21 protein-coding genes and 1 riboswitch are annotated in these 25,392 nt (G+C 40.3%); of the genes, 19 read left to right on the top strand and 2 right to left on the bottom strand.

The window, feature by feature from the left end:
• Positions 1-7: 7 nt before the first annotated feature.
• The 5 genes from AC6I0I_RS06105 (at position 8) to AC6I0I_RS06085 (ending at position 9,656) form a co-directional block, all read left to right on the top strand.
• The gene (locus tag AC6I0I_RS06105) at positions 8-1,609 is read left to right on the top strand and encodes a hypothetical protein (RefSeq protein WP_262953578.1); all 1,602 of its coding nucleotides are present in this window, start codon (positions 8-10) and stop codon (positions 1,607-1,609) included.
• Positions 1,610-2,332, top strand: a complete 723-nt coding sequence (locus tag AC6I0I_RS06100; protein WP_262953577.1) for a DUF6063 family protein — start codon at positions 1,610-1,612, stop codon at positions 2,330-2,332. It begins immediately after the preceding gene.
• The gene (locus AC6I0I_RS06095; RefSeq protein WP_262953576.1) at positions 2,319-6,731 is read left to right on the top strand and encodes a coiled-coil domain-containing protein; all 4,413 of its coding nucleotides are present in this window, start codon (positions 2,319-2,321) and stop codon (positions 6,729-6,731) included. Before AC6I0I_RS06100 ends, AC6I0I_RS06095 begins: the two co-directional genes overlap by 14 nt.
• 281 nt (positions 6,732-7,012) lie before the next feature.
• Complete coding sequence (locus AC6I0I_RS06090; protein ID WP_262953575.1) at positions 7,013-7,786, top strand: ABC transporter ATP-binding protein; 774 nt, start codon at positions 7,013-7,015, stop codon at positions 7,784-7,786.
• Positions 7,770-9,656 (top strand): ABC transporter permease, encoded by a 1,887-nt coding sequence (locus tag AC6I0I_RS06085; RefSeq protein WP_237658884.1) that lies wholly within the window; start codon positions 7,770-7,772, stop codon positions 9,654-9,656. The genes AC6I0I_RS06090 and AC6I0I_RS06085 overlap by 17 nt, the downstream gene beginning before the upstream one ends.
• Before the next feature lie 249 nt (positions 9,657-9,905).
• Here the strand turns inward: AC6I0I_RS06085 and AC6I0I_RS06080 are convergent, their stop codons facing one another.
• Positions 9,906-10,520, bottom strand: coding sequence for a TetR/AcrR family transcriptional regulator C-terminal domain-containing protein (locus AC6I0I_RS06080; protein ID WP_161831338.1), 615 nt, complete (start codon positions 10,518-10,520; stop codon positions 9,906-9,908).
• Positions 10,521-10,747: 227 nt separating this feature from the next.
• Here AC6I0I_RS06080 and AC6I0I_RS06075 point away from each other — a divergent pair, with 227 nt between their 5' ends.
• The 7 genes from AC6I0I_RS06075 (at position 10,748) to AC6I0I_RS06045 (ending at position 19,294) form a co-directional block, all read left to right on the top strand.
• Positions 10,748-12,832 (top strand): efflux RND transporter permease subunit, encoded by a 2,085-nt coding sequence (locus tag AC6I0I_RS06075; protein ID WP_262953574.1) that lies wholly within the window; start codon positions 10,748-10,750, stop codon positions 12,830-12,832.
• A complete protein-coding gene (locus AC6I0I_RS06070; RefSeq protein WP_262953573.1) occupies positions 12,829-14,970 on the top strand; it encodes a hypothetical protein in 2,142 nt (713 codons plus the stop codon). The genes AC6I0I_RS06075 and AC6I0I_RS06070 overlap by 4 nt, the downstream gene beginning before the upstream one ends.
• Before the next feature lie 237 nt (positions 14,971-15,207).
• Positions 15,208-15,513, top strand: a complete 306-nt coding sequence (locus AC6I0I_RS06065; RefSeq protein WP_161831332.1) for a hypothetical protein — start codon at positions 15,208-15,210, stop codon at positions 15,511-15,513.
• Positions 15,514-15,597: 84 nt separating this feature from the next.
• Positions 15,598-16,122, top strand: coding sequence for a GNAT family N-acetyltransferase (locus AC6I0I_RS06060; RefSeq protein ID WP_161831330.1), 525 nt, complete (start codon positions 15,598-15,600; stop codon positions 16,120-16,122).
• 691 nt (positions 16,123-16,813) lie between these two features.
• The gene (locus AC6I0I_RS06055; protein ID WP_262953572.1) at positions 16,814-18,100 is read left to right on the top strand and encodes an MFS transporter; all 1,287 of its coding nucleotides are present in this window, start codon (positions 16,814-16,816) and stop codon (positions 18,098-18,100) included.
• A 213-nt stretch (positions 18,101-18,313) separates the two neighbouring features.
• Entirely contained in the window at positions 18,314-18,868 is a 555-nt protein-coding gene (locus tag AC6I0I_RS06050) for a GNAT family N-acetyltransferase (RefSeq protein ID WP_161831326.1), read from the top strand.
• 177 nt (positions 18,869-19,045) lie between these two features.
• Positions 19,046-19,294, top strand: coding sequence for a hypothetical protein (locus AC6I0I_RS06045; RefSeq protein WP_262953571.1), 249 nt, complete (start codon positions 19,046-19,048; stop codon positions 19,292-19,294).
• Positions 19,295-19,329: 35 nt separating this feature from the next.
• On the opposite strand, the gene AC6I0I_RS06040 is transcribed toward AC6I0I_RS06045, so the two are convergent.
• Positions 19,330-20,001, bottom strand: coding sequence for a flavodoxin family protein (locus AC6I0I_RS06040; protein ID WP_262953570.1), 672 nt, complete (start codon positions 19,999-20,001; stop codon positions 19,330-19,332).
• An 880-nt stretch (positions 20,002-20,881) separates the two neighbouring features.
• Here AC6I0I_RS06040 and AC6I0I_RS06035 point away from each other — a divergent pair.
• From AC6I0I_RS06035 to AC6I0I_RS06005, 7 genes are all read left to right on the top strand, one after another.
• Complete coding sequence (locus tag AC6I0I_RS06035) at positions 20,882-21,667, top strand: alpha/beta fold hydrolase (protein ID WP_262953569.1); 786 nt, start codon at positions 20,882-20,884, stop codon at positions 21,665-21,667.
• Positions 21,651-21,857, top strand: coding sequence for a PspC domain-containing protein (locus AC6I0I_RS06030; protein WP_161831317.1), 207 nt, complete (start codon positions 21,651-21,653; stop codon positions 21,855-21,857). Before AC6I0I_RS06035 ends, AC6I0I_RS06030 begins: the two co-directional genes overlap by 17 nt.
• Positions 21,858-21,859: 2 nt before the next feature.
• A complete protein-coding gene (locus AC6I0I_RS06025) occupies positions 21,860-22,555 on the top strand; it encodes a flavodoxin family protein (protein ID WP_262950524.1) in 696 nt (231 codons plus the stop codon).
• A gap of 133 nt (positions 22,556-22,688) precedes the next feature.
• Positions 22,689-23,177 (top strand): alpha/beta fold hydrolase, encoded by a 489-nt coding sequence (locus tag AC6I0I_RS06020; RefSeq protein ID WP_262953568.1) that lies wholly within the window; start codon positions 22,689-22,691, stop codon positions 23,175-23,177.
• Complete coding sequence (locus AC6I0I_RS06015) at positions 23,068-23,388, top strand: alpha/beta fold hydrolase (RefSeq protein ID WP_411040335.1); 321 nt, start codon at positions 23,068-23,070, stop codon at positions 23,386-23,388. The genes AC6I0I_RS06020 and AC6I0I_RS06015 overlap by 110 nt, the downstream gene beginning before the upstream one ends.
• 1 nt (position 23,389) lies before the next feature.
• Positions 23,390-24,034, top strand: a complete 645-nt coding sequence (locus AC6I0I_RS06010; RefSeq protein ID WP_262953566.1) for an SIMPL domain-containing protein — start codon at positions 23,390-23,392, stop codon at positions 24,032-24,034.
• 14 nt (positions 24,035-24,048) lie between these two features.
• Positions 24,049-25,098 (top strand): zinc-binding metallopeptidase family protein, encoded by a 1,050-nt coding sequence (locus AC6I0I_RS06005; protein ID WP_262953565.1) that lies wholly within the window; start codon positions 24,049-24,051, stop codon positions 25,096-25,098.
• 79 nt (positions 25,099-25,177) lie between these two features.
• Positions 25,178-25,278, top strand: a riboswitch (purine riboswitch).
• Positions 25,279-25,392: the final 114 nt, after the last annotated feature.

Below are 25,392 nucleotides of genomic sequence, written 5' to 3'. Positions count from 1 at the left end.
CTGGTAAATGCAATATGATTTTTTACGACAGTTTCAAACACGGATGAAAAAAGTTGGAGCCTATGCTGTCCTTTTTAAGAATAGTTTAGCAAAAACAACATGGAAAACGTACGGATTTGAGGAGTCGTTTGAACAAGTTAATTTACTATTTTCCGTGTTGCTCTACATTATGGAGAGTTCTTTAAAAGAAGAGCCTTGCACAATGGATGATATTGCTAATTTTATTGATCAGTTAAACCTCTCTGTTTATCAAAAGGCGTTATCGTATGAAGAAGCTAAGGAATTGGCTAATTTTATTGTGGATGTCGTATTTTGCAACGAGGGGCGCCCGATGTATTTTGAAAGTTATAATTATGAGAAAAAGGGGTATGAACCGATTCATATTAGTTTTATTGCAAATGAGATCGTTTACCTTGAGGAAGGTGTTCGGCGAACATCGTATTCTTTAACGGATGCAGGCTATGAGTTAATGTTATCAACGCTTGAGGTGGATCGTCATTTACAGTTAACGATTCAGGAGATGGTTTTCAAGTTACATTTAGAAAAAGCGACGTATGATAAAGCTGTCGATGATGTGAAAAGGATTTTTGATTTATTACGCATGCAGTGTCAAAGGATTGAAGGGGATATGCGAAAAATTAGACAAAATGCCTTGCTTTACTCTGCCAAAGATTACCAAGAACGGATTGAACAAGATTTAACGATGATTCAAGAAACAAAAACGAAATTTTTAGGTTACCGGGAAAATATTAAACATCGAGTGGAAGAACTTGAAGAAAAAGATATTGCCATACAAAAATTGATGGATGACGAGCGTGAAAACTTACAACACTTAAAAACAATTGAACAGTACTTAAACCGAGCGCTTGATGAACATCAACGAATTTTAAATTCTCATTTTGATTTAAAGATTCTGTATGGAAAGGAATTAGAAGGGCTGATTCAAATGAGTGGGATTCGGCGCTTTAATTTTCGGACAGAGCTTTATGACGTTTTATTAAAAAAACCCGATGTTTTAGAATCGATGGACGATTTTTTAAGACCACTCTGGATGCGCCCCCTTCATAAAACATACGATTTAACGAAAAGTTTTGCCCCTCAGCGCCCCCTTTATAAAAGGAAAAAGGAAGAAGAGTTTTTTGAAACATTTGAAGAGGAGTCATTCGAGGAATTTATGGATGAGCAAAAAAGGCAACGACTGATTCGTTATAAAGAGAGTCTATGTCTAATTTTAAGTTTTGTGATTAAATCAGGAAGCCTTGAGTTGAATGAGTTAAAAGAACAGTTAACACCACAAGATATCCAGGTGTTAATTCCGACGGTTGAAATCTTTAAAGAAATTGTGATTGAATTATTGCAAGCAAAAGAAATCGATATCGAACAATTAAAAAGAGAACAACTTGAGCGGACATTTGAACAAACGTTGGAATTTCAACTCAATCGGTGTTTACTTGATGTGTTAGAAGAATCTTTTATTAATCAGCAGATTCAAAAAATAGAAGTGATGCGAACAAAAGAGAATGAAGTCGTTAGATTTGAAGAGGTCGTAGACGAAAACGGGTGGAAAAAGAGCATTCAATGTTCTAATATTCGATTCGAGGTGAGCTAGATGGATTATACGCGTGAAGAGATACGGCTAAGCCAACAGATTTTTTATTATTTACTAAAACATCGAGAGTTAAATGAACAGAAGGAGAAGGAACTTTATTATGCTTATACGGCAAATGAGGCGGTCATTGAACTGGTTAAAGGTCAAGGTGAAATTGCCAGTTGTCTCATCCAACGTTATGGGAGTAGTATTTATTTAATTCCCGAGGAAGAAAATGAATTTTTAGGTTTTTCTAAGGTAGAATTGAAAAAGCTGTTATGTAAATCTCAGGCAACGGATAAAGATTATTATTTATCACAATTTATTATTTTAACGTTATTAGTTGAATTTTATGACGGACAAGGACAAAGTGCGAAAAGCCGCGATTTCATTCGTGCCGGTGAGTTGCAAAATATTATTTCTGAACGTTTGAAAGAAGGGGCTAGTTATTACGATGAACAGGAGCAACAACAATTAGGAATTGCTTATCAAAATATGCTAGAAGCTTTTGAGTCACTTCGAAGTAGTGATCGAATGAATCGGCAAAAAACCACAAAAGAAGGGTTTTTGTCTGGAATTTTAAAGTTTTTACAAGATCAGCAACTCATTGATTATATTGAAGAAGATGAAATGATTTGGACAACGAAAAAATTAGATCAATTAATGGATTATTATCTTTTAAGTCAAAATAATTTTAAGCGGGTTCAACAGATTTTAAAGGAGGTTTCAGATGAGCCGCATTAATCGAATTCGGATTGTTAATTTAAATTATAATCATCAGGCCTTTCGGATTGATGATGAGTGCTTTGATTTGGCGACTGAAAATACGTTATTTTCTTTACGAAATGGGGGAGGAAAGTCCGTTTTTATTCAAATGATAACCGCCCTTTTTGTTCGTAAAGGATATCGTCATGCGGGAGATCGGAAGTTTGAAAGTTATTTTACGACGAATCAACCGACGTTTATTATGGTCGAGTGGTGCCTTGATCAGGGGGCAGGTTATGTTTTAACTGGAATGATGGTACGGAAAAATCAAGAGATAAAAGATGAGGAGAATAGTCCTGAACTTGAAATGATTAACTTTATTTACGAGTATGAGAGTGAAAATGAATACGATATTAAACACATTCCCATTCTTATTCAAGAAGGAAATAAGAAGTCTTTAAAAGGGTTTCATGTGTGCCGCCAATTATTCGAGTCGTGTAAACAAAATAAACAATTAAACTTTTATTACTATGACATGTACCAACCGGCGAGAAGCCGGGAGTATTTTTCTAAGCTACGGGAGTATCAAATTTATTCAAAGGAATGGGAGACCATTATTAAGAAGGTTAACTTAAAGGAGTCTGGACTTTCAGAGTTGTTTAAAGATGCGAAGGATGAGAAAGGGCTTATTGAAACGTGGTTTTTAAAAGCAGTTAAAGATAAATTGAATCAGCATCAAAATCGGGTGAAGGCTTTTGAAGAGTTAATGACAAAGTATGTGAATCAGTATAAAAAGAATGAAGAGAATTTTAAACGCCAAGAAGGAATTTTACTGTTTCGTCAAGAGATGGAGACGGTACTGACACTTGAGGAGCAACTGTTAAGTCATGAATCGACGATGCTTAAGTATCAAGAGGAGTTAGCAAAGCTATATGAGATTTTAGAACTATTAAGGAAAGAAACGCTTCAATTCAAAGAGGAGGCAGAAAGTCAGTTAACCGAGTTTAAATTACAAACACATCAACTTCTATATGAACAAAGGTCATTAATCATTCATGGGTTGATGGATGAGTTAGTGGAATTAGGAAAGGAACAAAAGCGACAAATTCAACAATTAGAGCAGTTAAAAGCGCAAGAAGGAAAAATACAAAAGCAGGCGTATATTTATGAGGCTGCTCGAAGCTATCAGACGTATGTTCGAGCTTCAGAGGACGTTCAGCGCGCAGAGTCGGCGTTAGAGGTGGCGAAAAAAAGTGAACAAGAGTTGCTTCCACGCCTACAGGATTTGGGTTATAGTTTAAGTGTCGTGTATGAGGAGGAACTGGAGCGAAAAACTAAAGAAGTTGAAAAAATTGGCTGGGATTTAAAAGATAAAGAACAGGAACGATTACGTGCGCAGCGAGAGATCCAATTAAAACAAGAGGAGCGGCAAACCCTTTCGCAAACAATCGGCCGATTAGAGGCGATGCTTTCTCAATTTGAACAAGAAGAAAAGCGATTATCGACTCGCTACTTAGAACCGTTTGAAAGAAATCTAGAGGGATTTTATTTAAACGGCTGGCTCGAGACAAAGGTTGAACAGATTACAAAGGAATTAGACGAGGCGAAAAAGCAAAACAAAAAACTGTTAGAGGAAGAGCTTAAACTTAAGGAACAACACCATCAGGTTAGTCGAGATTTAGAGGATTTAAAAGAATCGTTAGGATTGGTGAAAGCTAGTGTCCAAACGAGCCACGAAAAAATGCAGAGGTTAGAGGAAGAACTTAGAATTCGCCATAACATAGGACGCTATATTGAATGGCCTGAAGATAACGTATTTGATAAAGATGGAATGATTGAGGCCTTCCGCCAAAAGCGTCAAGTGATTGAAGAAGGATTACGTTCTTATGAACGTGAAATAGATCGTTTAAAGCAAGAAAAACGACAATTACAAGCAGGGGATGTGGAAGAATTACCAGAAGAATTATCACAGCGATTAAAAGACGTTGGGATTCAACCGATTCGAGGAATCGAGTGGTTAAAACGAAACGGAAATACGATGGAAGTCAATCAAGCGTTGATTAGAAAAAACCCTTTTTTACCGTATAGTCTCATTTTAAATGAATCACAGATGAAACAATTAAAGGAATTATCCCTTGAAGTGAGCACTTCATTTCCTATTCCGCTTTTATTACGTGAATCATTAGAATCAACACCGGTCTTTGTTCACGCATCAGGTTACTGTCAGTTAGATACTTTTCCATTTTATGTCTGGTTTAATGAAGAATTATTAGACGAGCAACGCCTAGCACAATTACTGCTTGTAAAAGATCATTCCATTGAAGAACTCATGCAAAAGTGTGACAGAAGTCGCGAGACCCTGAATCATTATGACAACCAATTAGCAACTTTAAGTTACCAACAGTTATCGAAAGACAGTTATCAAAAGGCGAAACGGCAAGTGAAAGAGGCCGTGGAGTCTCAAGAAAGATTACATCAACAAATTATTGAGTTACAACAGGAAAAAGAGCGACTAAATGCAACATCTGAATCGCTTCAAAAAAATCTAAGGAGGCTAAAGGATAAAGTTTCTAAGTTAGAGATGAAAGAGAAAGACTTTAGTTTGTTTTTAAAAAGCTATGAGGACTATTTAAAAAATCATCGATTGTATTTAGAGGCGAAGGAGAATCAAGAACGATTAGTTGAAGAATTAGAAGCTTTGGCGGACCTTCAACAAGATCTTCATCAATCGATTGACCGGTTAAAATCGAGCGAGCAAAAATTACATTATGATTTAGAGAAAACAAACGAGTCTTTTACACGATTTGTTATCTATGAAGAAGGAACCCTCATTCAAAAGGATGTAGAAGATTTATTATCCGAATACGATGCGATTGAAAAACAAATGGAGGGCGCATTTAAGCAAACTCAGGATGAGTTATCTCGGGCGAATGCGCGCTTTAAAGCTGCTGAAAGTGAGTTAGATACATTAACTAAACGCTATGAGTTATTAGATGCAGACTATCGTTTTGTAACCTATGATTGTTTGTTAGAAGAAGAAAATTTACATGAATTAAGCCGATTAAAGCAACAGTATGAAGAGCAAAAGCAAGTTATTCATGCGTTGGATATCCTTAAAGGAAAAATTGAAACAAAAAAAGAGGGAGAGTACAGTCGATTAAAACGTGAATTAGGTGAGACAGAGATTTTGGATAAATCACAAGTCATCGTGCGTGATTTTGAGCGGTTATTAGTTGTCAATAACAAACAAGTAGCGTCGATGGAACAAAAGGTCAAGGATCTTGAGAAGAAAGTGGAAATTTACGAACGTGAAAAATCTAGTTTATCTGACTATCAGCAACCGTTGAGTCAAGCGTTAGTAATGGACACCTCTTACCGACTATATGAAGAAAGGGATTGGGAATTAAAGCGAAAATTGCTCATCCGTGATTACCGGACAGAAAAAGAAAGTCGTGGAAAGGTTGAACGTCAGGTTAGTGATGAGTTTCATCGATTAAATCGTCTGAGTTTAGTTGAAGATGAATTTTTCTTAAAGATTCTTTCGCATTTTGATAAATATAAATATAATCCTCGCGTGTTTATGGAACAGTATGAACTGAAAAATGAGGTGCTTGAAAATCTAATGGGTCAATTAGCGGTTAATATTCAGATGATTGAGCAAGAGAAGGAGACAGTCATTCAATTATTACTTGATTATGTCGAAGAAGTTAACCAACAATTAAAGCTCATCGATCGAAATTCAAGTATTCCTATTCGCGGTAAGCGTGTTAAAATGTTAGAAATTGAAATTCCAAAATGGGAAGAAAATGAGCGTCTTTATTATCGACGGATGAACGAGTTCGTTCATTCGGTGACGGAACATTGTCTAACATTAATGGAAGAAAACACGCCGGTTGAGGAGTTTATTGGAACGCATTTGAAAACGACCCTCTTATACGATACAATCGTTGGAACGGCTAATATTAGAATTCGCTTATTTAAAATTGAAGAGCAGCGGGAATATCCGATTACTTGGGAACAAGTGGCTAAAAATTCCGGAGGGGAAGGCTTCCTATCCGCGTTTGTGATTTTAACAAGTTTACTGTCTTTTATGAGAAAGGATGAAACCGATATTTTTTCAAGTTGTGAAGAGGGAAAAGTCTTACTAATGGATAATCCTTTTGCGCAAACGAATGCTGCCCATTTGCTTAAGCCCCTTATCGAATTGGCAAAAAAAAATAATACCCAATTGATTTGCTTATCCGGACTTGGTGGAGATTCCATTTATAGTCGTTTTGAAAATATTTATTCATTAAGTTTAGTTCCATCGAGCTTTAAAAAAGGTTGTTCCTACATGAAAAGTAAACATATTAAAGGGGAAATCGGCCAACACTTGCTCATTCCTTCGCGGGTTTACATCGAAGAACATCTTGAGGATACAGAGGATTTATTATTTTAAGAGTTTAAAAGCATATGCTGTGGTCTAGATTTAACGTTGAATGATTTTGGCATATGTGGCAGCTAGTGAAGTAGGGTTTGATAGATGAGCTTTTCTATTTAATTTAAAAAATATTTAAATGAGAAGAGGAATTTTACGAAAAACTCATTCATCTAGAGGGTAGTTATTGATGTGGAGACGATAAAAAAGGTGACAGTGTTGTCACCTTTTTTTCATGTGTATAAATGGTTAAGGGAGTGGAATGCTAGTAAAATAGGGCTAGACGTAAGGAGAAATAACTAATGACTATCGTTTTAAGTGTTAATCAGTTACAGAAGGTTTATGAGGGAAAAGTTCCCTATCAAGCGTTAAAGGATATAAATTTTAAATTGAAAAAGGGCGAGTTTGTCGCCATTATGGGACCGAGTGGAAGTGGAAAATCGACATTGTTGCAAGTTATTTCAACGATTGATTCGCCTACAGGGGGAAGCGTATTAATAGATGGGAAAAATCCACATCAGATGGTGAAAGAGGAGTTAGCTTCATTTCGAAGACGTGAGCTCGGCTTTATTTTTCAGGATTTTAACTTAATTCATACGTTAACGGTGGAGGAAAACATCATGTTACCGTTATCACTTGAAGGCGTTCCTGCTAACGAAATAACTAAACGGACACGCGAGGTGGCGAGATATTTAGGGATTGAAGCCCTCTTACCTAAACGGACCTTTGAAATATCAGGTGGTCAGGCACAGCGTGTTGCTATTGCACGTGCTGTTGCGTATCAGCCCTCATTAATTTTAGCTGATGAACCAACAGGAAACTTAGATTCTAAGGCGAAAAAGGATGTCATGAACCTGTTGAAAACTTTAAATAAAGAGATGGATAGCACGATTTTAATGGTTACGCATGATGCCTATGTGGCAAGTATGTGTCATCGCGTCTTATTTATTAAGGATGGTCGGATTTACCAGGAAATCGTAGCAGGGGATCATGAATCTGAGTTTTACCAACGTATTCTTGATATGTTAACCTTTTTAGGAGGTGATCACGGTGACGTTAATGCAAATCGCCTATAAAAATATTAAGCGCAGTCAAAGGACTTATTTGGCTTATTTGCTGAGCAGTACGGTGACCATTTTGTTGTTCTATCTTTTTAGCGCGGCAGCGATGCATCCTAATCTAACGGTTATTGAGAATGGATCAACATTATCTATTGCATTGGGGGCCGGAAATTTTATTATTTATGGATTTTCCTTCTTATTTATTGGCTACTCTTCCTGGGCATTTTTAATGTCTCGTGGAAAACAACTCGGGACATATATCATTTTAGGAATGTCCCCAAAACAAATGAAAAAAATGCTATTTTGGGAAAATGTTTTAATTGGACTTGTTGCTATTGCTCTTGGATTAATAGGGGGGATTCTTTTTTCGGGTCTATTCTTTAAACTAGTTAGCAATTTATTTGGAATGGGGGATTTCCAACTTTACGTTCCGATTGTTCCAGTTCTTTTAACAACCGTGTTATTTTTCGGATTGTTTTTAATCATTGGATGGCTAACGCCTCGCTTTGTGTCGCATCAAAAGATTCTTTACTTTTTGAAAAGCGATCGCTCTTACGCGCAACGAATCCAGTTGTCTTTACTAAAAATAATTTTATCTGGTTTGGTGTTAGGTGGTTTAATTAGTTTATTAACCCCAAGTATTGGAAGTCGTTTTGGGGAAATGTGGACTCCGCTTCTTGGAGCGTGTGGTGTGGGATTTATTTTTCTGTTAACTCCGCAACTAGGAGCCATTTATGTGAACGTAAAGAAAAGTTCAAAGGATTATTTAAAGGGAATTAATCTATTCGCCACATCTGAGGTTTCTACTTCGTTGAAGGAAAATACAACGATGCTCTCGCTAAATACGCTACTATTAACGGTTGCCTTCTTAACGATTTGCGCGCTCGGTTCTATGGAACGTAATGTGCTTAAATCGGTAACATCAATTATGCCATTTCCGTATATCTATATTGAACGTCCGGAAAATACACATGCCTTAACGGATATCAAACGTTTAGATGATCAATTATTATCAATGGAAGGAGTGGAAAAAATTTCGTATGAGATCTTAAGAAAGGAATATGGCTATGGATTTTTAAAAGCAAGTGATTTTAATCAAATTCTTATCGCAAAAGGAACCCCTCCGATGGAGTTAGCGTCGCAACGTGTGCTTATATTACCCGGGGATAAGAATATGAAGTTAAAAAATCTTTCATTATTGCCGGAGGCAAAGGAACAATTGAACGAATTTTTAACGGGCGATTTAGAGGTTCAAAAAGTAGAACAAATGGTGAGTCAAACAGGTGCCTATCGTTATATTTATGTGATTGATGATCCCCTTTGGCAACAACTGAAAGATCAAGCGGCAGACAATCTGTCGATTGAATCGTATACAGCCTACCAGGACAAACAGTGGCTGAATCATTTAAAGGTAGCAGACGAATTAGAAAAAGAGCTAGCACAGGACGAAATAGATTGGGATTATAGCTATTCTTTTAGTACGTTAGGGCGTTATTACGAATCAGAATTGTTAACGAAAAAACTATGCCTTTTCGTTGGGGTCTCAATCAGTATTATCTTTTTAGTGGCCTCTGTGAGCCTCATTTATTTTAGACTTTATACCTCGTTAGATCGCGAGCAACAAAAATATCACGCCCTATATAAATTAGGGTTTTCAAGACAAGAGATGTACCAAACAATCGGGCGAAAAGTTCGTTGGCTCTTGTGGGCTCCTTTTTCAATCGCTCTTTCGATGATGTGGCTTGGAGTGTTTTATATTGAGTCGCAGACAGCGATTAGTATTTTAACATTATCCTTGAAATACAGTGCCTTATTTCTCGTCTTATATTTCCTCTTTTACGGAATTGTGGTTCGGGTTTATCGACATAAATTTATTGAAGAGTAGGCGTAACATCACGGTGGGTTATGCCGAAGGATCCTAACGTTCGTTAATAAAGATGTTGAACCATAAGGTCTCACAAGTTAAGCACATTAAAAAGTAGGGGAAGAAATGCGGAGATTAAAGAGAGAGGCTTAGGAGTTCATGAGGTTAATTGATGGGTGAAAGGATAAGGATTTTTTTAACGATGGGCCTTTGGAGTGGCTTGTACAGGAAGTAAAAAATGGAAACTTATCGAAAGAAAAACCTAGTGATTTATTCACTAGGTTTTTTGAGGTTGGGGTGGGTTAAAGGTGTGTTACTGCTGGCAGCTAAAACACCAACTAGCGAATATTTGATGGTCATTGCCAAATAAGAGGTCAATTGATGTTCTTTTCGCTTTTCCTTGTTTTTGATTAAATCAACCCAGGTGGAAACGATAGCATCTGTATAAAAATGGGTTAAAAAATCTTTGTAGCCTAATTCTAAACGCTGATGGGTAACGTTTTCTCCATGTTCAATAATAGAGGTGACAACAGCATAAAAATCGTCGTAAAAGATTTTCTTTAAGGCAGTATGACCTAAAGAGTCATAGGCCCCTATGAGCATCGCCTCATTTTCATCGATGTAATGAATCATAAAAGTGATCGCTTCTTCATATTCGGCAATTAAATCAAACTGATGAAGGATATCGATGGCTTCTTGTTCAAAAAGCCACTTTAAAAGGTGATAAATATCATTGAAATGATAGTAAAAAGTTTTTCGATTGACGTGACAAATTTTAATGAGTTCACTGATAGTAATTTTATTAAAAGGTTTGTCTTTCATCGTTTCCTTTAGCGCATTTGCGAGCGCCCTTTTCGTCATAAATGAATGTTTTTCTTGGTTCATTGGCGGCCTCCTTACAGGTATTTTAGAAGGCTTCCTTTCATTTGGCAATGGTCAATCTAACGAATTTGTGGGGAATTTATGAAGGGTCTTTAAATGACGGGAATTTCACAGAAAGATGTCTTTCAAGTTGAAAAAGGGTGAATAAAGGCATGAAGCGCTGTTTATGATTAGACGGTGGCAACTGATTAAAGAAATTTCGTCCTTAGTTTAGAAAGAGAGGGGAGAAGATGAAAAGGTTTTATGAAAAAATTGTCCAGTATAAAAAATGTTTAGTGGTCTTGTTTACTTTCAGTGCCCTCCTTTGTTTGTGGGTCGGACAACGTGTGGCAGTCAATTATGATATTGCGGATTATCTCCCATCTCATAGTCCATCAAGTCGTGCCTTAGAGGTGATGGAGGAAGAGTTTGAAGGAGGAATTCCTAATGCGCGCGTTATGATTTCAAATGTAACGATTGCTGAGGCGTTGGAGTACAAGGAAAAGTTAGCTCGTGTAGAAGGGGTGGAAGCGGTCACCTGGTTAGATGACGCCGTTAATATTTTACAGCCGTTAGCTACCCTTGATCAGGAGCAGGTTCAAACTTATTACCAAGACAACACAGCCTTATTTACTGTAACGATTAAAGAAGATATGCGTATTGAGGCGGTTCAAAATTTACGTGAGCTGATTGGAGAGGATCAGGCAATGAGCGGAAGTGCTGTCTCAACGGCGATTTCTACAACAGCTACAGTGTCTGAAGTTCAATTAATTTCCGTGTTTGCCGTGTTATTTGTCTTAGTGGTCCTTGTTTTGACGACCACCTCGTGGGTAGAGCCTATCATTGTCTTAGTTGGGCTCGGGGTGGCGATTGCTATTAATAAAGGAACAAATCTGATGTTTGGTGAGATTTCGTTTGTGACCAATGCCGCCGGAAGTATTTTGCAGTTAGCGGTGTCGTTGGATTACTCCGTCTTTTTATTACACCGATTTGAGGAGTGTCGTCAAACAAATAGCGATGTGAAGTCGGCCATGGTTGAGGCATTGGGAAAATCAACCCTGTCTATTTTATCGAGTGGATTAACGACCGTGATTGGGTTTTTAGCACTCGTTCTCATGCAGTTTAGGTTGGGGCCAGACCTTGGCCTTGCTTTAGCGAAGGGGGTAGCCATTAGTTTAATCATCGTGTTTACGTTTATGCCGGCCCTTATTTTACTTGTTTACCGTCAAATCGATCGCACGAAACATCGTCCATTTGTTCCAAAACTCCAATCGCTTGGAAAATGGGTGAGTCGGCTATCGATGCCACTTGTTATCCTCTTTGCTTTAGTCATTGTTCCCTCTTATTTAGCCTCAAATGCCAATGACTACTATTACGGGGCGTCACACATTTTTAATGAAACGACACAGTTAGGAGCGGATACCTTAGCGATTGAAAAAAGGTTTGGGCAAAATGATACCTACGTGTTGCTTCTGCCCCAAGGAGATTTAGCAACTGAAACAAAGCTGTCTCAGGCATTGAATGAATTACCTCAAGTGAAAAGTATCATCTCGTATGTTGATTTAGCGGGAGCAGAAATTCCATTGAGCTATTTAGATGAGACGACGCGAGCCAAATTGATGTCTGAAAATTATAGTCGCATGGTACTTTCTGTCAATGTGCCCTATGAAGGTGAAGAAACGTTTTCGGTTGTGGAGACGATTCGCCATATTGCCAACCAGTATTATCCTGATGATTATTATCTAGCCGGGGAAGGGGTGAGCACCTATGATTTAATGAAGACAATTAGCACAGATATGACGAAGGTGAATTTAGTGGCAATTTTAGCCGTGTTCATTGTTCTAGTGTTTTCATTAAAATCGGTGTTACTTCCTATTTTCTTAGTTTTTAGTATCGAAACTGCCATCTGGTTGAATTTAGCAATTCCTTATTTTTCAGACACACCGATTTTTTATATCGCTTATTTAATTATTAGTTCTATTCAATTAGGCGCAACCGTTGATTATGCAATTTTAATGACGGATCGGTATCGAGAAAATCGGATGCAAGGGTCTAAAAAAGAAGCCGTCATTCAAACGATAATGGATGTAACGGTCTCGATTTTAACATCAGGTAGTACGTTAACAGTGGTCGGGTTATTGATGGGATATATTTCAAGTAATCAACTCCTTGGCCAATTAGGTCTTTTTATCGGACGAGGGGCTATTTTTTCACTCATTATTGTGCTCTTTGTTTTACCGGGAATTCTTTATCTATTTGATCATTTTATTATTAAATCTAATCCTGTCTTTTTAACAGAAAAAGAAGGGGAAGAAGTTGAGGAGGCGCTCGCATGAATCATCGAAAAAAAATAGTGGGAATGTCACTGGTAGCTTGTGTGTCTGTACCTATGCTGTCTCCAGTGTTAGCCTACGAGGAAAATACGAATAAAGAAGAGGTTGTTTATGTGAATTTAAATGGGGATGGATCGGTGGACGATATTTATGTGGTGAATATTTTTAATCCGTCGGAAACCGGAAAAATTTATGATTATGGACGGTATAAAACCGTTCGTAATATGACAGGGACTCAAAAGATTCACTATAAAGCGGATGAGGTGACCATAAACGCCTCTAAGGAACGGTTATATTATGAGGGGCAACTTGAGACAAAGGAAATTCCATGGAAGATTGAAGTTCGTTATTTTTTAAATGGAAAAGAGTACGAGGCGAATCAGGTAATTGGAAAAAGTGGGGAGTTAGAGATTCACGTTTCTATTAAGGAAAATGAGTCACAGGCGTCGAATTTCTTTGATCAATACGCGTTACAGGCGACCTTTTTATTAGATACGAATCGCTGTGAAAATCTGGTGGCTGAAGGGGCAACCATAGCGAATGTTGGTCATAATAAACAGTTAACTTATACGCTACTGCCTGGTAAAGGGGCCGAATTTAAGATAACGGCATCGGTCGAGGATTTTGAAATGGAGGCAATGGCAATTAATGGTGTCCCTTTAAATTTAAATATTGAAGTGGAGGATGAGGAGTTATTAAATAAGGTGACGCAGTTAACGGAAGCGATTGAGCAACTTGATGATGGAGCTTCACAATTAGTTGAGGGATCAAGTGATTTAAAAAGCGGGGCAACGGGTGGATTAGAATCAGGGGTTTCGGCCCTTGAGGAAGGAGCCCATACCTTAGAAAATGGGGCCGCCACGCTAAAAGATGGGGGAACGTCATTAAAAGGGGGCGCCCAAACGATGAGCAATGGAGCGACAACGTTAAATGAGGGCCTTGAATCTTTAAATCAAGGGATTCTCTCTGTTTCGGAAGCTTTAACTACATTAAATAACCAGTCATCATCTTTAACTGAAGGATCTTCTGAAATAAAGTCAGCCCTAGCCCAGATTCAACAGGCACTTGACCAAGTCTCTGTGACAACGGATGATTTGAGTGCATTAAGCAACGCATCGGGAGAGATACAAACAGGAATTGATACGCTAGTTACCGGGGCTAATACGTTAGCACAATCGGTTAGTTATGAGAGTTTCGTTCAAGCGATGGGGCAAAATGGTCTTGATATTCAAGCACTTGGGCAAAATAACATGGAAGTTGCCAATCAGGTAGAGGGACTCGTGGGTGCGTTAACAGCCCAACTAGGGACGTTACAAGAAGCCGGAATGGATACAAGTGCTCTCGAATCTCAAATTGGACAGCTCACTCAAGTCGCGAGTTTATTACGTGCAAATTCTGCGGCCTTTGAGGGAACGAAAACTTATTTTTTAACGCTAAATGGCGCCGTGAGTCAATGGGTTGAAGGGGCAAGAACCTTACAGACAAGCTATCAGACATTTGATACAAAAATCAACGAACTTGTTCAACTTTTAGGTGGCATGGCCTATCAGTTGACAGAACTATCCACGGCAATTGATACACTCGTTTCTTCTTACGAATCGTTAGATTCAGGGATATTAGCTTATACGGATGGGGTTGCTCAACTATTGGCCAACTATGACCAGCTTGTGAAGGCAGCGGGTCAACTTGTTCAAGGAAGTAGTGACCTAGCAACAGGAGGTCAAACACTTTATCAGGGAACTGAAGCATTATTAAATGGCATCACCTCGCTGTATGAAGGGACTGGATCGTTACGAAATGGTGCAGGTGAATTAGATGAAGGTGTCGCCAAGCTTTTAGTGGGAATTAGTCAATTAAATAATGGAACGCACACGTTAAAAGCCGGAACCGAAACCTTAAAAAATGAAACGTCGGGAATGGATCAAGAAATCACTCGTCAGATTGATGCGCTGCTTGAAGAAATCACGGGGGGGGGGAGCGAAGACATTGCTTCATTCGTATCGGATAAAAATACCCATGTTGAATCTGTTCAATTTGTCATCAAGGGAGAATCCTTATTGAAAGAAAAGCAAGAACAAGCCGTTGTGAAAGAAGAGAAACAGACTTCATTTTGGGAGAAGCTTATTCAATTATTTCACTAGAATGGGGGTGGGGCTCATGATGCGTTAAGGATGAGCCCCACCGTCCTCTTAACCCGTTGACTAATTTTGATGAATATCGTGAGAGGAAAGAGGATTGACAACATCGGAGAATGACTTATTCGGTTATTTTATGAGAGATGTGTATGTCACCGTAAAAAAGAACATATATATAGAAGGGATGCAAATGAAAAAATAACATCAATGATTTGCATCAGGATGAAACGAGGGGGGATTCATTTGTTATTATCAGAAATTAAAGTATCCAAGACACCAATGACACTTTCTTTAGTTGAAGGAGACTCGATTCATGAATCATTAAATGGTCTTCTTGACCGATTAGTGGCTACCTTTAATGAGGATGAGTTTTATCAGTTAACACAAGGACTTTCAATGGAAGAAAAGTCAGCATTTATTCAATCGTATATCTTTGAAAACTTAAATGAACAGGGGATTCGAATGAATAAAAAGGAACTTGCACATATTTTGAAGTTATGTCGTGATCTTGTTGATGAACTCGTAGATATGCAAGCACAAGAAGCATAAATGAAAAAGGACACTTATTGGGGAGTGTCCTTTTATCGTCCACGGGATGAGATTTTTAAAATAATAATAAGGGAGGTTCAGTGAATGATAAGAAAAGTGCAAACAGATGAATACGGGCTATTAACCGACTTTTTATATGAGGCCATTTTTATTAAAGAGGGAGATGTCCCTCCAGATCGCGCCATTGTTTATGAGCCAGAACTGTCACTTTATGTTGATAAATTTGGTGAATCTAGTGACGACGAGGCCCTCTGTTATGTCTTAAATGGCGAAGTAGTTGGCGCCATATGGGTACGAATAATGGAGGATTATGGCCACATTGATAACCAAACGCCTTCCCTCGCCATGTCCGTTTTAAAGCCATATCGCCATCAAGGAATTGGTCATCAACTACTACAAGCCATGCTCGATCTACTGGCGAAAAAGGGATATACCGGCGTCTCCCTTTCCGTCTCAAAAGAAAATACCGTCGCCATCCACCTCTACCAAAAACTCGGATTTATCACCCTCCAAGAAAGAAAAGAAGACCTCCTCATGATGTGCTACCTGGGTTCCCTGCGCCACGTGGGACAATCTTTGATTGGCATCGTGGCTATCCCCCACTGGTAGGGAGTGGTCCCCTGGCGTACGAGGCATAGCCCGTACATATCCTCAACTGCTAGGGAATGGGTCCCCTGGCGTACGAGGCATAGCCCGTACATATCCTCAACTGCTAGGGAATGGGTCCCCTGGCGTACGAGGCATAGCCCGTACATATCCTCAACTGCTAGGGAATGGGTCCCCTGGCGTACGAGGCATAGCCCGTACATATCCTCAACTGCTAGGGAATGGGTCCCCTGGCGTACGAGGCATAGCCCGTACATATCCTCAACTGCTAGGGAATGGGTCCCCTGGCGTACGAGGCATAGCCCGTACATATCCTCAACTGCTAGGGAATGGGTCCCCTGGCGTACGAGGCATAGCCCGTACATATCCTCAACTGCTAGGGAATGGCGATCGAGGTTATTTCAGAAATGACGGGGTTAGTTATAAACGATGTTAAAAAGTTAGCTAACAAATCATAGAGTGGATAGAGCCTTCTTACGGGAAGGTTCTTTTTTTGTTTTGAAACGGCATTTTTTTAAAAAGATGGGTATAGGTTGCTAAAATCTGACATAGGTATAAAGAGAATGCGTATTTTATGGAAGATTTTGTGTTCGTTCAATGTCGTGATTCGGCTTTTTTTAAGAATACTTTTTATCGAACGAATTTTTTGATGAAGGATGGACGCTTAATCTTGTACATCAGGGGGGAATGGGTGATGAAATCAACGTTAGTTTCGAAAGATTTTATGTTAGTGGTCATCGGACAAATCATTTCGTTATTTGGGAATGCGGCGTTAAGGTTTGCTTTGCCATTGTATTTACTAAACTTAACGGGCTCTTCGGCAGTTTACGGGACGGTGACAGCTTGTGCGTTTATTCCGGCTATTTTATTATCACCTATTGGTGGAATCGTGGCGGACCGTGTGAATAAGCGCAATATTATGGTTTTGTTAGATTTTGCGACGGCGCTCCTTCTCGTCCTTTTTTTAGGAATCGTCGATGTATGGAATCCTGTCGTTTTGATTGCTCTTACGTTGATGATATTATATGGAATCGCCGGGGCTTACCAACCATCCGTACAGGCGAGTATCCCCGCGCTTGTTCATGAAGATGAGGTGATGGTTGCCAATGCAATCATCAATACGATTAGCTTTTTTTCATCGTTAGTCGGACCTGTCGTTGGGGGGATTTTGTACAGTGTCTACGGATTAAAACTTATTTTATGGATGTGCATGGCCTGTTTTGTGATATCCGCTATCATGGAAGTTTTTATCAACATTCCATTTGAACGACAGGACTCTAGAATGGGGTTGTGGAAGACGGTTCGCGAGGATCTGTTAACAAGCTTTCACTTTATCAAAAAGGACAAGCCCATCATTGGGAAAGTCCTAGTCATGACATGCGGGATTAATTTGTTTTTAGCGTCCATGGTGATGGTCGCCCTGCCTTACTTAATCACCGAAGTATTGGATCTTGGAACTTTACCGGTGAATAGTCTTTATGGATTTGCTGAAGGGGCCCTAGCTGCTGGGGGACTTGTCGGTGGGATTTGTGCCGGAATTTTTGCCAAAAAACTCCCCGTTCAAACGGCGGGAACGATGCTCGTTTGTTGCGTCTGTTGCGTGTTTCCACTCAGTGTGTTTCTTCTTGTTTGCTCCTCAGGACTTGTAAACTACTTCGTTTTAACGGGATGCTGCTTTTTTATCATGATGTTTTCAACGATTTGTACGGTACAAATGATGAGTTTCGTTCAAAAGGAAACCCCTTCTCACCTCGTTGGAAAGGTGGTCGCCCTAATCATGACCCTTTCAATGTGCGCGCAACCGCTTGGCATGGCCCTATACGGAATCCTTTTTGAAGCATGCCAGGGCATTGAGTTTATCGTTTGTCTGATGGCTGGAGCCATTTCATTGGTGATTGCCTTAAAAACTTGTACGATATTTCATAGTTTTGAAGAAGACCTTGGGGCCTTTATTCAGGGAGAACAACGGGAAAATTTTTGAATCGCTCTGTCAGAAAGGTTTAGAATAGAAGATAGGAAAAAATAGGACGGTTTTTTAATCCTATTTTTTTTATTTTTAGCAGTCAACTCCATCATGGGGGAGCAGGTGCTTTTTAAAACGGTGGGTGATGGTAGGTTTAAACAGGTTGTTGATTGAATCTTCTAATCAAGTATGATACGATAATAAAAATTTAGATCAAGGGAGGAATGCGTCATGACCCTTCAACAGGTAGGAACACGAAAGATGGAGACCGAGCGGTTAGTCTTACGCCCCTTTCAGGTACAGGATGCACAACAGATGTTTGAAAATTGGGCGAGCGATGAGGAAGTGACACGCTTTTTAACATGGCCTACCCACGAATCGGTACAAGTAACGAAACAAGTGCTTGAATCGTGGGTGTCATCCTATTCTAATCGGGACTACTATCAATGGGCCATCGTATTGAAGAAAACGGGACAAGTGATTGGAAGCTTGAGTTTAATGAATGTTAACGACGAGACGGCAAGCGCTGAAGCGGGCTACTGTATTGGACGTGCGTATTGGAATCAGGGAATCGTAACAGAAGCCTTCAAGGCTATGATTTCTTTTGGGTTTGAACGGATAGGTCTTGACCAACTAGAGGCTTATCACGATGTTAAAAATCCGGCTTCTGGACGTGTGATGCAAAAATGCGGACTTCAACCGTGTGGTCAATGTCTTCGTCCTAATCCAAAGGGAGAAAACGGCGTCGTATGGTGTGAAAAATACATCATCCAATCACCGAGATAAAAAAGCGAGGTATGCCGCCTCGCTTTTGTTGTCATAAACAGAGTATGAAAATTTTGAGAATTGGATGATGCAACGTCGTTGAATGTGTGACTCGTCACGTATCAATGATTAAAAAATGGCATAGACTAATAATAGAACGCTAACATTCTATTTTATTTGGTGAAAGGAAGGGGTACAATGCGTGGGCTAATGTGGATGATGTATGTTGCCTTACTGACTGGAAGTTGTGTCATGATTGATCTTCATCAATTAAAAAAAAGACGGGATCTTGACGAAGGTGTTGTTGTCGAAGGGATGTACTTAGGAATGTGTCTTAGTGTTGTTTTAGCGAGTGTGCTTCATTTTAATGTATGCCTTGGAATATTCCTAGGACTATTAGTCGGTGGAACGTTTGGAATCTCCTTACAAACGAGTAAGAATAAATAAAGATAAGAAAAAGATGATTCGGGGGGATCATCTTTTTACATTCCAAGGTAGTCCATGTATTCAGGAATGGTCATGAGGGGCTGTTGTAGATTAGTTTTTATTTCTTCAGAGACGTTATTTTGTAACACGAGTTCTTGGCCTGCGGCTTCAACACTTTCTAACCAGACATTGACTTTTTGAAGGACGTCTGGATTTTTGCTTTTTAGTAATTTTCCACAGTTTCGGTAAATTTCAAGAATCGGTTCGGCACACGCAACAGAGGCGCGTAAGACATCAAAGTTATTTTCTCCTGGAAATCCAGAATTAGAGAGGATGACGATTTTTTTAGGGGTTGAGTCTTGATTTTTCATATCGAGGTGACCGTTGGTTTCCATCATTTGTGGGACTTTTAATGGAATGAGTCGATCAATAAAGTTTTTGAGAAGGGCGGTCATATTCCACGTATAAATCGGGGTTGCAAAACAGATAATATCTGATTCACGGTATAGGTTTAATAGATGTTCCATTTCGTCAGCAAGTACGCAACGTCCTGGTGTTTTAAACCAACAGGCAAAGCATCCTTGACATTGAAGGATTTTGTAATCTTTTAAATAAACGTGTTCAATTTCGGCTCCTGCAATGGCTGCTCCTTTTAAAAAAGACGCGGCGATGAGGTGAGTAGCGCTCGCCTTACCTGCAGGGCTACCGTTAAATACAGTAACTTTCATGAATAGTTTCCTCCTTTTTACTGCTAAATGAGCGGTTTGATGAACCTCGAAAAGTATACCATCGACGCATTTAAAAGACTATCCACGGGTCGTAGAGTCATGATTCGTTGCGAGTCGCTAGTGAAGTCGATGTCGTTTTTTATTTCCAATAAAGGTGTTTTGAAGAAAATAGGGGGGGCTAAGGCTGAGTTAGGGTTTTTTATTTTATTTGGGTTTACAAATGATGGGAGAATACTCTAATAGTATTAGGTAACAAGGGTTGCGTAACATTTGTTTCTTAAAAAATGAAGAGGTGAGTACGTTAGGATGATATGAATGAAGAAAGAAGGTGTTTGGTGTGCCACCTAAAGTTAAATATACAAAGGATGAGATTATTTGGGCAGCACTGGATCTCGCACGAGAAGGTGGGATTCGCTCGGTGACAGCAAGAGGATTAGCAGAGCGACTAGGGTGTTCAGTGAACCTATTTTTGGCCTTTTTGAGAACATGGAGGAAGTCCTCGAAGCGGTGCTTAAAACGGCTAATCAGTGATATGAGTCTCGGTTAGAGGCGGGGATTTCTTCGGGTAAGTATCCACCTATGCGATGGGGGCGGCTCTGCTTGCCATCTTCTTCTTTTTACGTCAAATGAGACGATAGGTTGGAAAGATCACGAACCGTTTGAGGAATGTGAGACGGTTGTGAAGAAGTGGTCTTACTTGATGAGGGGTCACTTTTTTTGTAAGAATTTTAATTTTATAGGAGCAAATCGATGTCTTTTCAACTAAAATGAAGAGTTTTAGCATAGAATATAAAGAAACAATGAGTCGTCAAGAGAGATTTTTTTTAAACATAAAGGGTCAAAACTGGATGGAATCAAAGTGGTGAATGGAGAGGATGAAATGTTAGTCTTTGATGAATACGGAAACCGGGAGAATCCGACGCTATTGTTGTTACATGGCGCTGGCGTTTTGGATACCTTTTCTGCTCAATATGAAGCGTTTAATGATTATCATTTAGTCGTGCCTCATTTATCTGGAGCTGGCGAATCGGCCCATCTTCCATATGAACCGAAGCAAATGGTAGCAGAACTGATTGCGTTAATGGATCATTTATCAAAAGAAAAAATCGGCGTGATGGGGCATTCACTCGGTGCCCAACTGGCGTTGTTACTGGTGACGACGTGTCCCGAACGGTTCGCGTTCGCTATTTTTTTAAGCGCCTGGGTGAATCCAAGCGCCTGGCGTGTAAAGATGTATGAGAGTGTCGCTCCGTTAGGGGCAAAATGGTTACATTTAAAATGGGCCATCCGACTTCAAGGAACGTATTTGCATTTAACACAGCAACAAATCGCCTATATGTGTAAGTATTCTCAACACATCACGCCGGCGGTCTATCGCTCGTTTTTTCAGCATACGGTCGTGTTGGCCGACCTTTTGGAGTATGACACGTTATCATTACCGATGCTTGCCATCTGCGGTGATCAAGAGATCCGTGCGATGAAGGAATCCCTTCGCCTACTGGCGAAAAATCCGTGTTGTCAGACGATCATTTTAAAACGAGCGGGACATGATTTTGTCATGAAAAAGGCAACAGAGCTCCATCCAGTGTTACGAACCTTTATCTCTGCCACTATGCAGGGACAGGAGGCATCAAAAGGGGGGTGGTCGCATGAAGCGACTTTATAAAACGCGTAAAGGAAATATGGTTGATGGGGTGTGCGGAGGAATCGCAAACTATTTAGAGGTAGACCCGACGATTATACGTCTGCTTTGGGTGGCGTTTTGTTTCTTTTATGGCGGAGGATTTTTGGCCTACCTTATTTGCATGATTATTATTCCAAGGGAACCGCTCGATGAGGAGAATAAGGGGGAATGAAGATGAAAGTGACGATGATTCATGGACAAAATCATAAAGGATCGACGTATCATCTCGCACACCTATTAGCCGATCACTTAGAGGCCGAGGTGACGGAATTCTTTTTACCGAAAGATTTCAATGCGACGTGCATCGGATGTGGGCAGTGCTTTTTAACGTCCGAGGAAAAATGTCCACATGCACCAAAACTTAAACCAATCACCGAGGCGCTCGATGCCGCCGATGTCATCATCTTAGCAAGTCCTGTTTACGTCTACCATGTGACGGGGGCGATGAAATCATTTCTAGATCATTATGCGTATCGCTGGATGATTCATCGGCCAGAAGAAAAAATGTTTTCAAAACAACTCGTCTGCCTTTCAACAGCGGCAGGAGCTGGAATGAAGCGCACGAATCAAGATTTGGCAGACAGTGCTTATTTTTGGGGAATCGCGAAGACTTATCGTTATGGGGCGGCCGTACGGGCGACTTCGTGGAAAGACGTCGATGAAAAAATGAAAGCACGCCTTGAACGAGATATGAAAAAACTTGCTCAAACCATTAGACGGCGTGATAAAAAAGTTCAACCGGGATTAAAAACAAAAGCCTTTTTTTATTTAGTCTGCAAGATTCATCGTCAGGGCTGGCCGGAGGCCGATTGTGCTTATTGGCATGAAAAAGGGTGGGATATGAAAAAACGACCTTGGAAAAAGCAATAACTAAGGTCTAGCTGATGCAAGGCATCAGCTTTTTTTAAGCAAGCAGGGGTCACACTGAAGGATAAGGGGCATATCTCAATTAGGAGTGGAATACGATAGTAGCAACGGGTTGTTTAAGGAGGTGGCGAGCGGGATGAACCTTTTATTACATGATCAAGAGGCCGGTTCAGGTGAACCTTTGTTGTTACTTCATGGAAACGGGGAGGATGGGACTTATTTTAAGCATCAACTTGCCTATTTTTCTTCTTCGTATCACGTCTTTGCGATTGATACCCGGGGGCACGGTCAGTCCTCACGGGGAAGTTGTCCGTTTACGATGGATCAATTTGTTGAAGATCTAAAGCATTGGATGGCGCATCGGAAAATCAAGTCGGCGATTATTTTAGGCTTTTCTGATGGTGCCAACGTGGCGATGAAATTTGCGCTTCGGTACCCCACTCATGTCCGAGCGTTAATTTTAAATGGAGGGAATTACGATGCGACCGGGGTCAAACGTAGTGTGCAATTTCCGATTGAAGTTGGCTATCGTCTCTGTTGCTTTTTTTTCACGCTATTCATCGGAGGCCCAACGAAACATGGAAATGCTCGGTTTGATGGTGAACGAGCCCCGTTTAACACCTAGGCAACTGGCAACGCTTGAGGTTCCGGTTTTAGTGATTGCTGGCACGCGGGATATGATTAAACGGTCACATACAGAGGCATTAGCTCGGGCCATTCCACGCTCAACCCTCGTGTTCATTCGTGGGAATCATTTTATTGCGAGGAAGGAGCCTGAGGCATTTAATCGGGCAGTGGATGACTTTTTAAGACATCTTCAGGAAAAGGAGGAATGAAATGAAGCCAAAAACATTGACAGTCAGGGGCGTGGCGACGGTTTCACTTCCACCGGATTGGATTGACCTTCAACTTCGCCTAACCACACGGGCCGCAACCTATGAACAAACGTTAGCGGAGATGGAGCATCAAATTCAGGGGGTGGCGACCTGTTTGGAAACCATTGGATTTCTAAAGACGGAAATTAAAACGCAACGATTAGATGTCTCGCTTGATCGCGAACAGGTGAAAAATGAAGCGGGAGATTATGAGTTTGTCATCATCGGTTACGTCGCACAGTGCGTTCAACATCTTTCCTTTGATTTAGACCTTGAGCGACTGAGTCAAGTGGTGTTAGCACTTAAACACTGTTCGGCGCATCCAGAGTTTGACGTAACGTACCGCCTCAAGGATCGGAAGCGTCTTCATTCATTACTTCTAGAGGCGGCGATGGAGCAAGCGATCGAATCCGCTCGCGTCCTCGCGACAGCAGGAAACGTTTCACTGCAATCTATTCATTCGATTGATTATCAGGGAAATGCCTGGTTAGGTGGGGAGCACGGCCGGCTTTTAGCCGTCCAAGATGTCACTGAAAAGATGGAGCTTTATCCTGAGGAGATCGAAGCGAGTGATGAGGTGACGGTTGTCTTTGAAATCGGAGATTAGGGGGGAACTTAGTGATGAACAGAGAATTTTTATACGAAATGATTCAAACACCCTCTCCATCAGGAGCAGAATATGAATTACAAAAAAAGGTGATTCGCTACATGAAACCTCATGTAGATACGTTTTTAAGTGATGCCACGGGAAATGTGATTAGTGTATTAAATCCAAGCTCACCGTGTAAGGTACTCCTTGCGGGCCATGTGGATGAAATTGGGTTAATGGTAACTAAAATAACGGAAAGTGGAAAACTTCGGGTAGTTAACGTTGGAGGGATTCGCGTTCCCCTTTATTTAGGACAAAAGGTGCGTGTCCTGACGGAATCAGGGGTTGTTCACGGAGTGGTTGGTGTGACACCTTCGTTGCTCGATGATCGTTATTTGCAAGCCGATGACCTTTTTGTCGATATCGGAGCGACCACGAAGGAGGAGGCTTGTCAGTTTGTGAAACCGGGAAGCTACCTCGTTGTAGATACGGATTATCGTGAACTCTTGAATGACTGTATTTGTGGGCGAGCCCTTGATAATCGGTTAGGGGCCTTTATTGTGATTGAAGCACTGCGTCGTGCGAAGGAACTGGGCACGACGGTTGGAACTTATTCGGCAACAACGGTCGGGGAGGAGACGACGTTGCGAGGGGCGATTTGGGCGGCTAAACATGTCAAACCCACACTGGCCATTGTCGTTGATGTGACGTATGCAACAGATTATGAGGATGCCTTTTCTGAGGAAGTCGGAGATATTCGAGTAGGGGGCGGCCCTGTGTTAGCCAATGGCTCGATTATTCATCCTTTATTAAATAAAACGTTAGAACAATTAGCCGATCAGTGGTCCATCCCATTGCAGTATGAGGCTGCCCCGGGTCGAACGGGGACCGATGGGGATGCGATTCATCTTCGAAATGATGGAATTCCATTGGCGCTTGTTTCAATTCCGATTCGTTATATGCATTCTGGAAGTGAAGTTGGATCCTTAAAAGATGTCGAATTAGCGATTGAATTGATCGCTCGCTTCTTATTAAGGGTAGAAGAAGGTCTAGATTTGTCGCCTTACAAAAATCTTCTTTAATTTTTTATAAAAAGGCTTGCATTTAGGGGATGAGGATGATATGATTAAGCCATGGAAATGATAAAAAATTTCCTACTCCAAATAGTTAAAAATACTTATCTGTATAATTGTTAAGATATGGTTAACTAGTTTCTACCCACGACCGTTATCTCGTGGACTACAGGTAAAACTTTTGTATGTCCTCATCATACATCCTTTTTACTTGTGAAACACCGAAATGGCCGTCGGTGTTTCTTTTTTTATTTTTTAGAACGAAACGTCACTTAGCTAAACGTTAAGGGCGTATTTTTTTAT

The sequence above is a fragment of the Turicibacter sp. St.80E1 genome, assembly GCF_059728495.1.
Note: the sequence above shows the minus strand (reverse complement) of the source record. Positions and strands in the feature narration are given on the sequence as shown.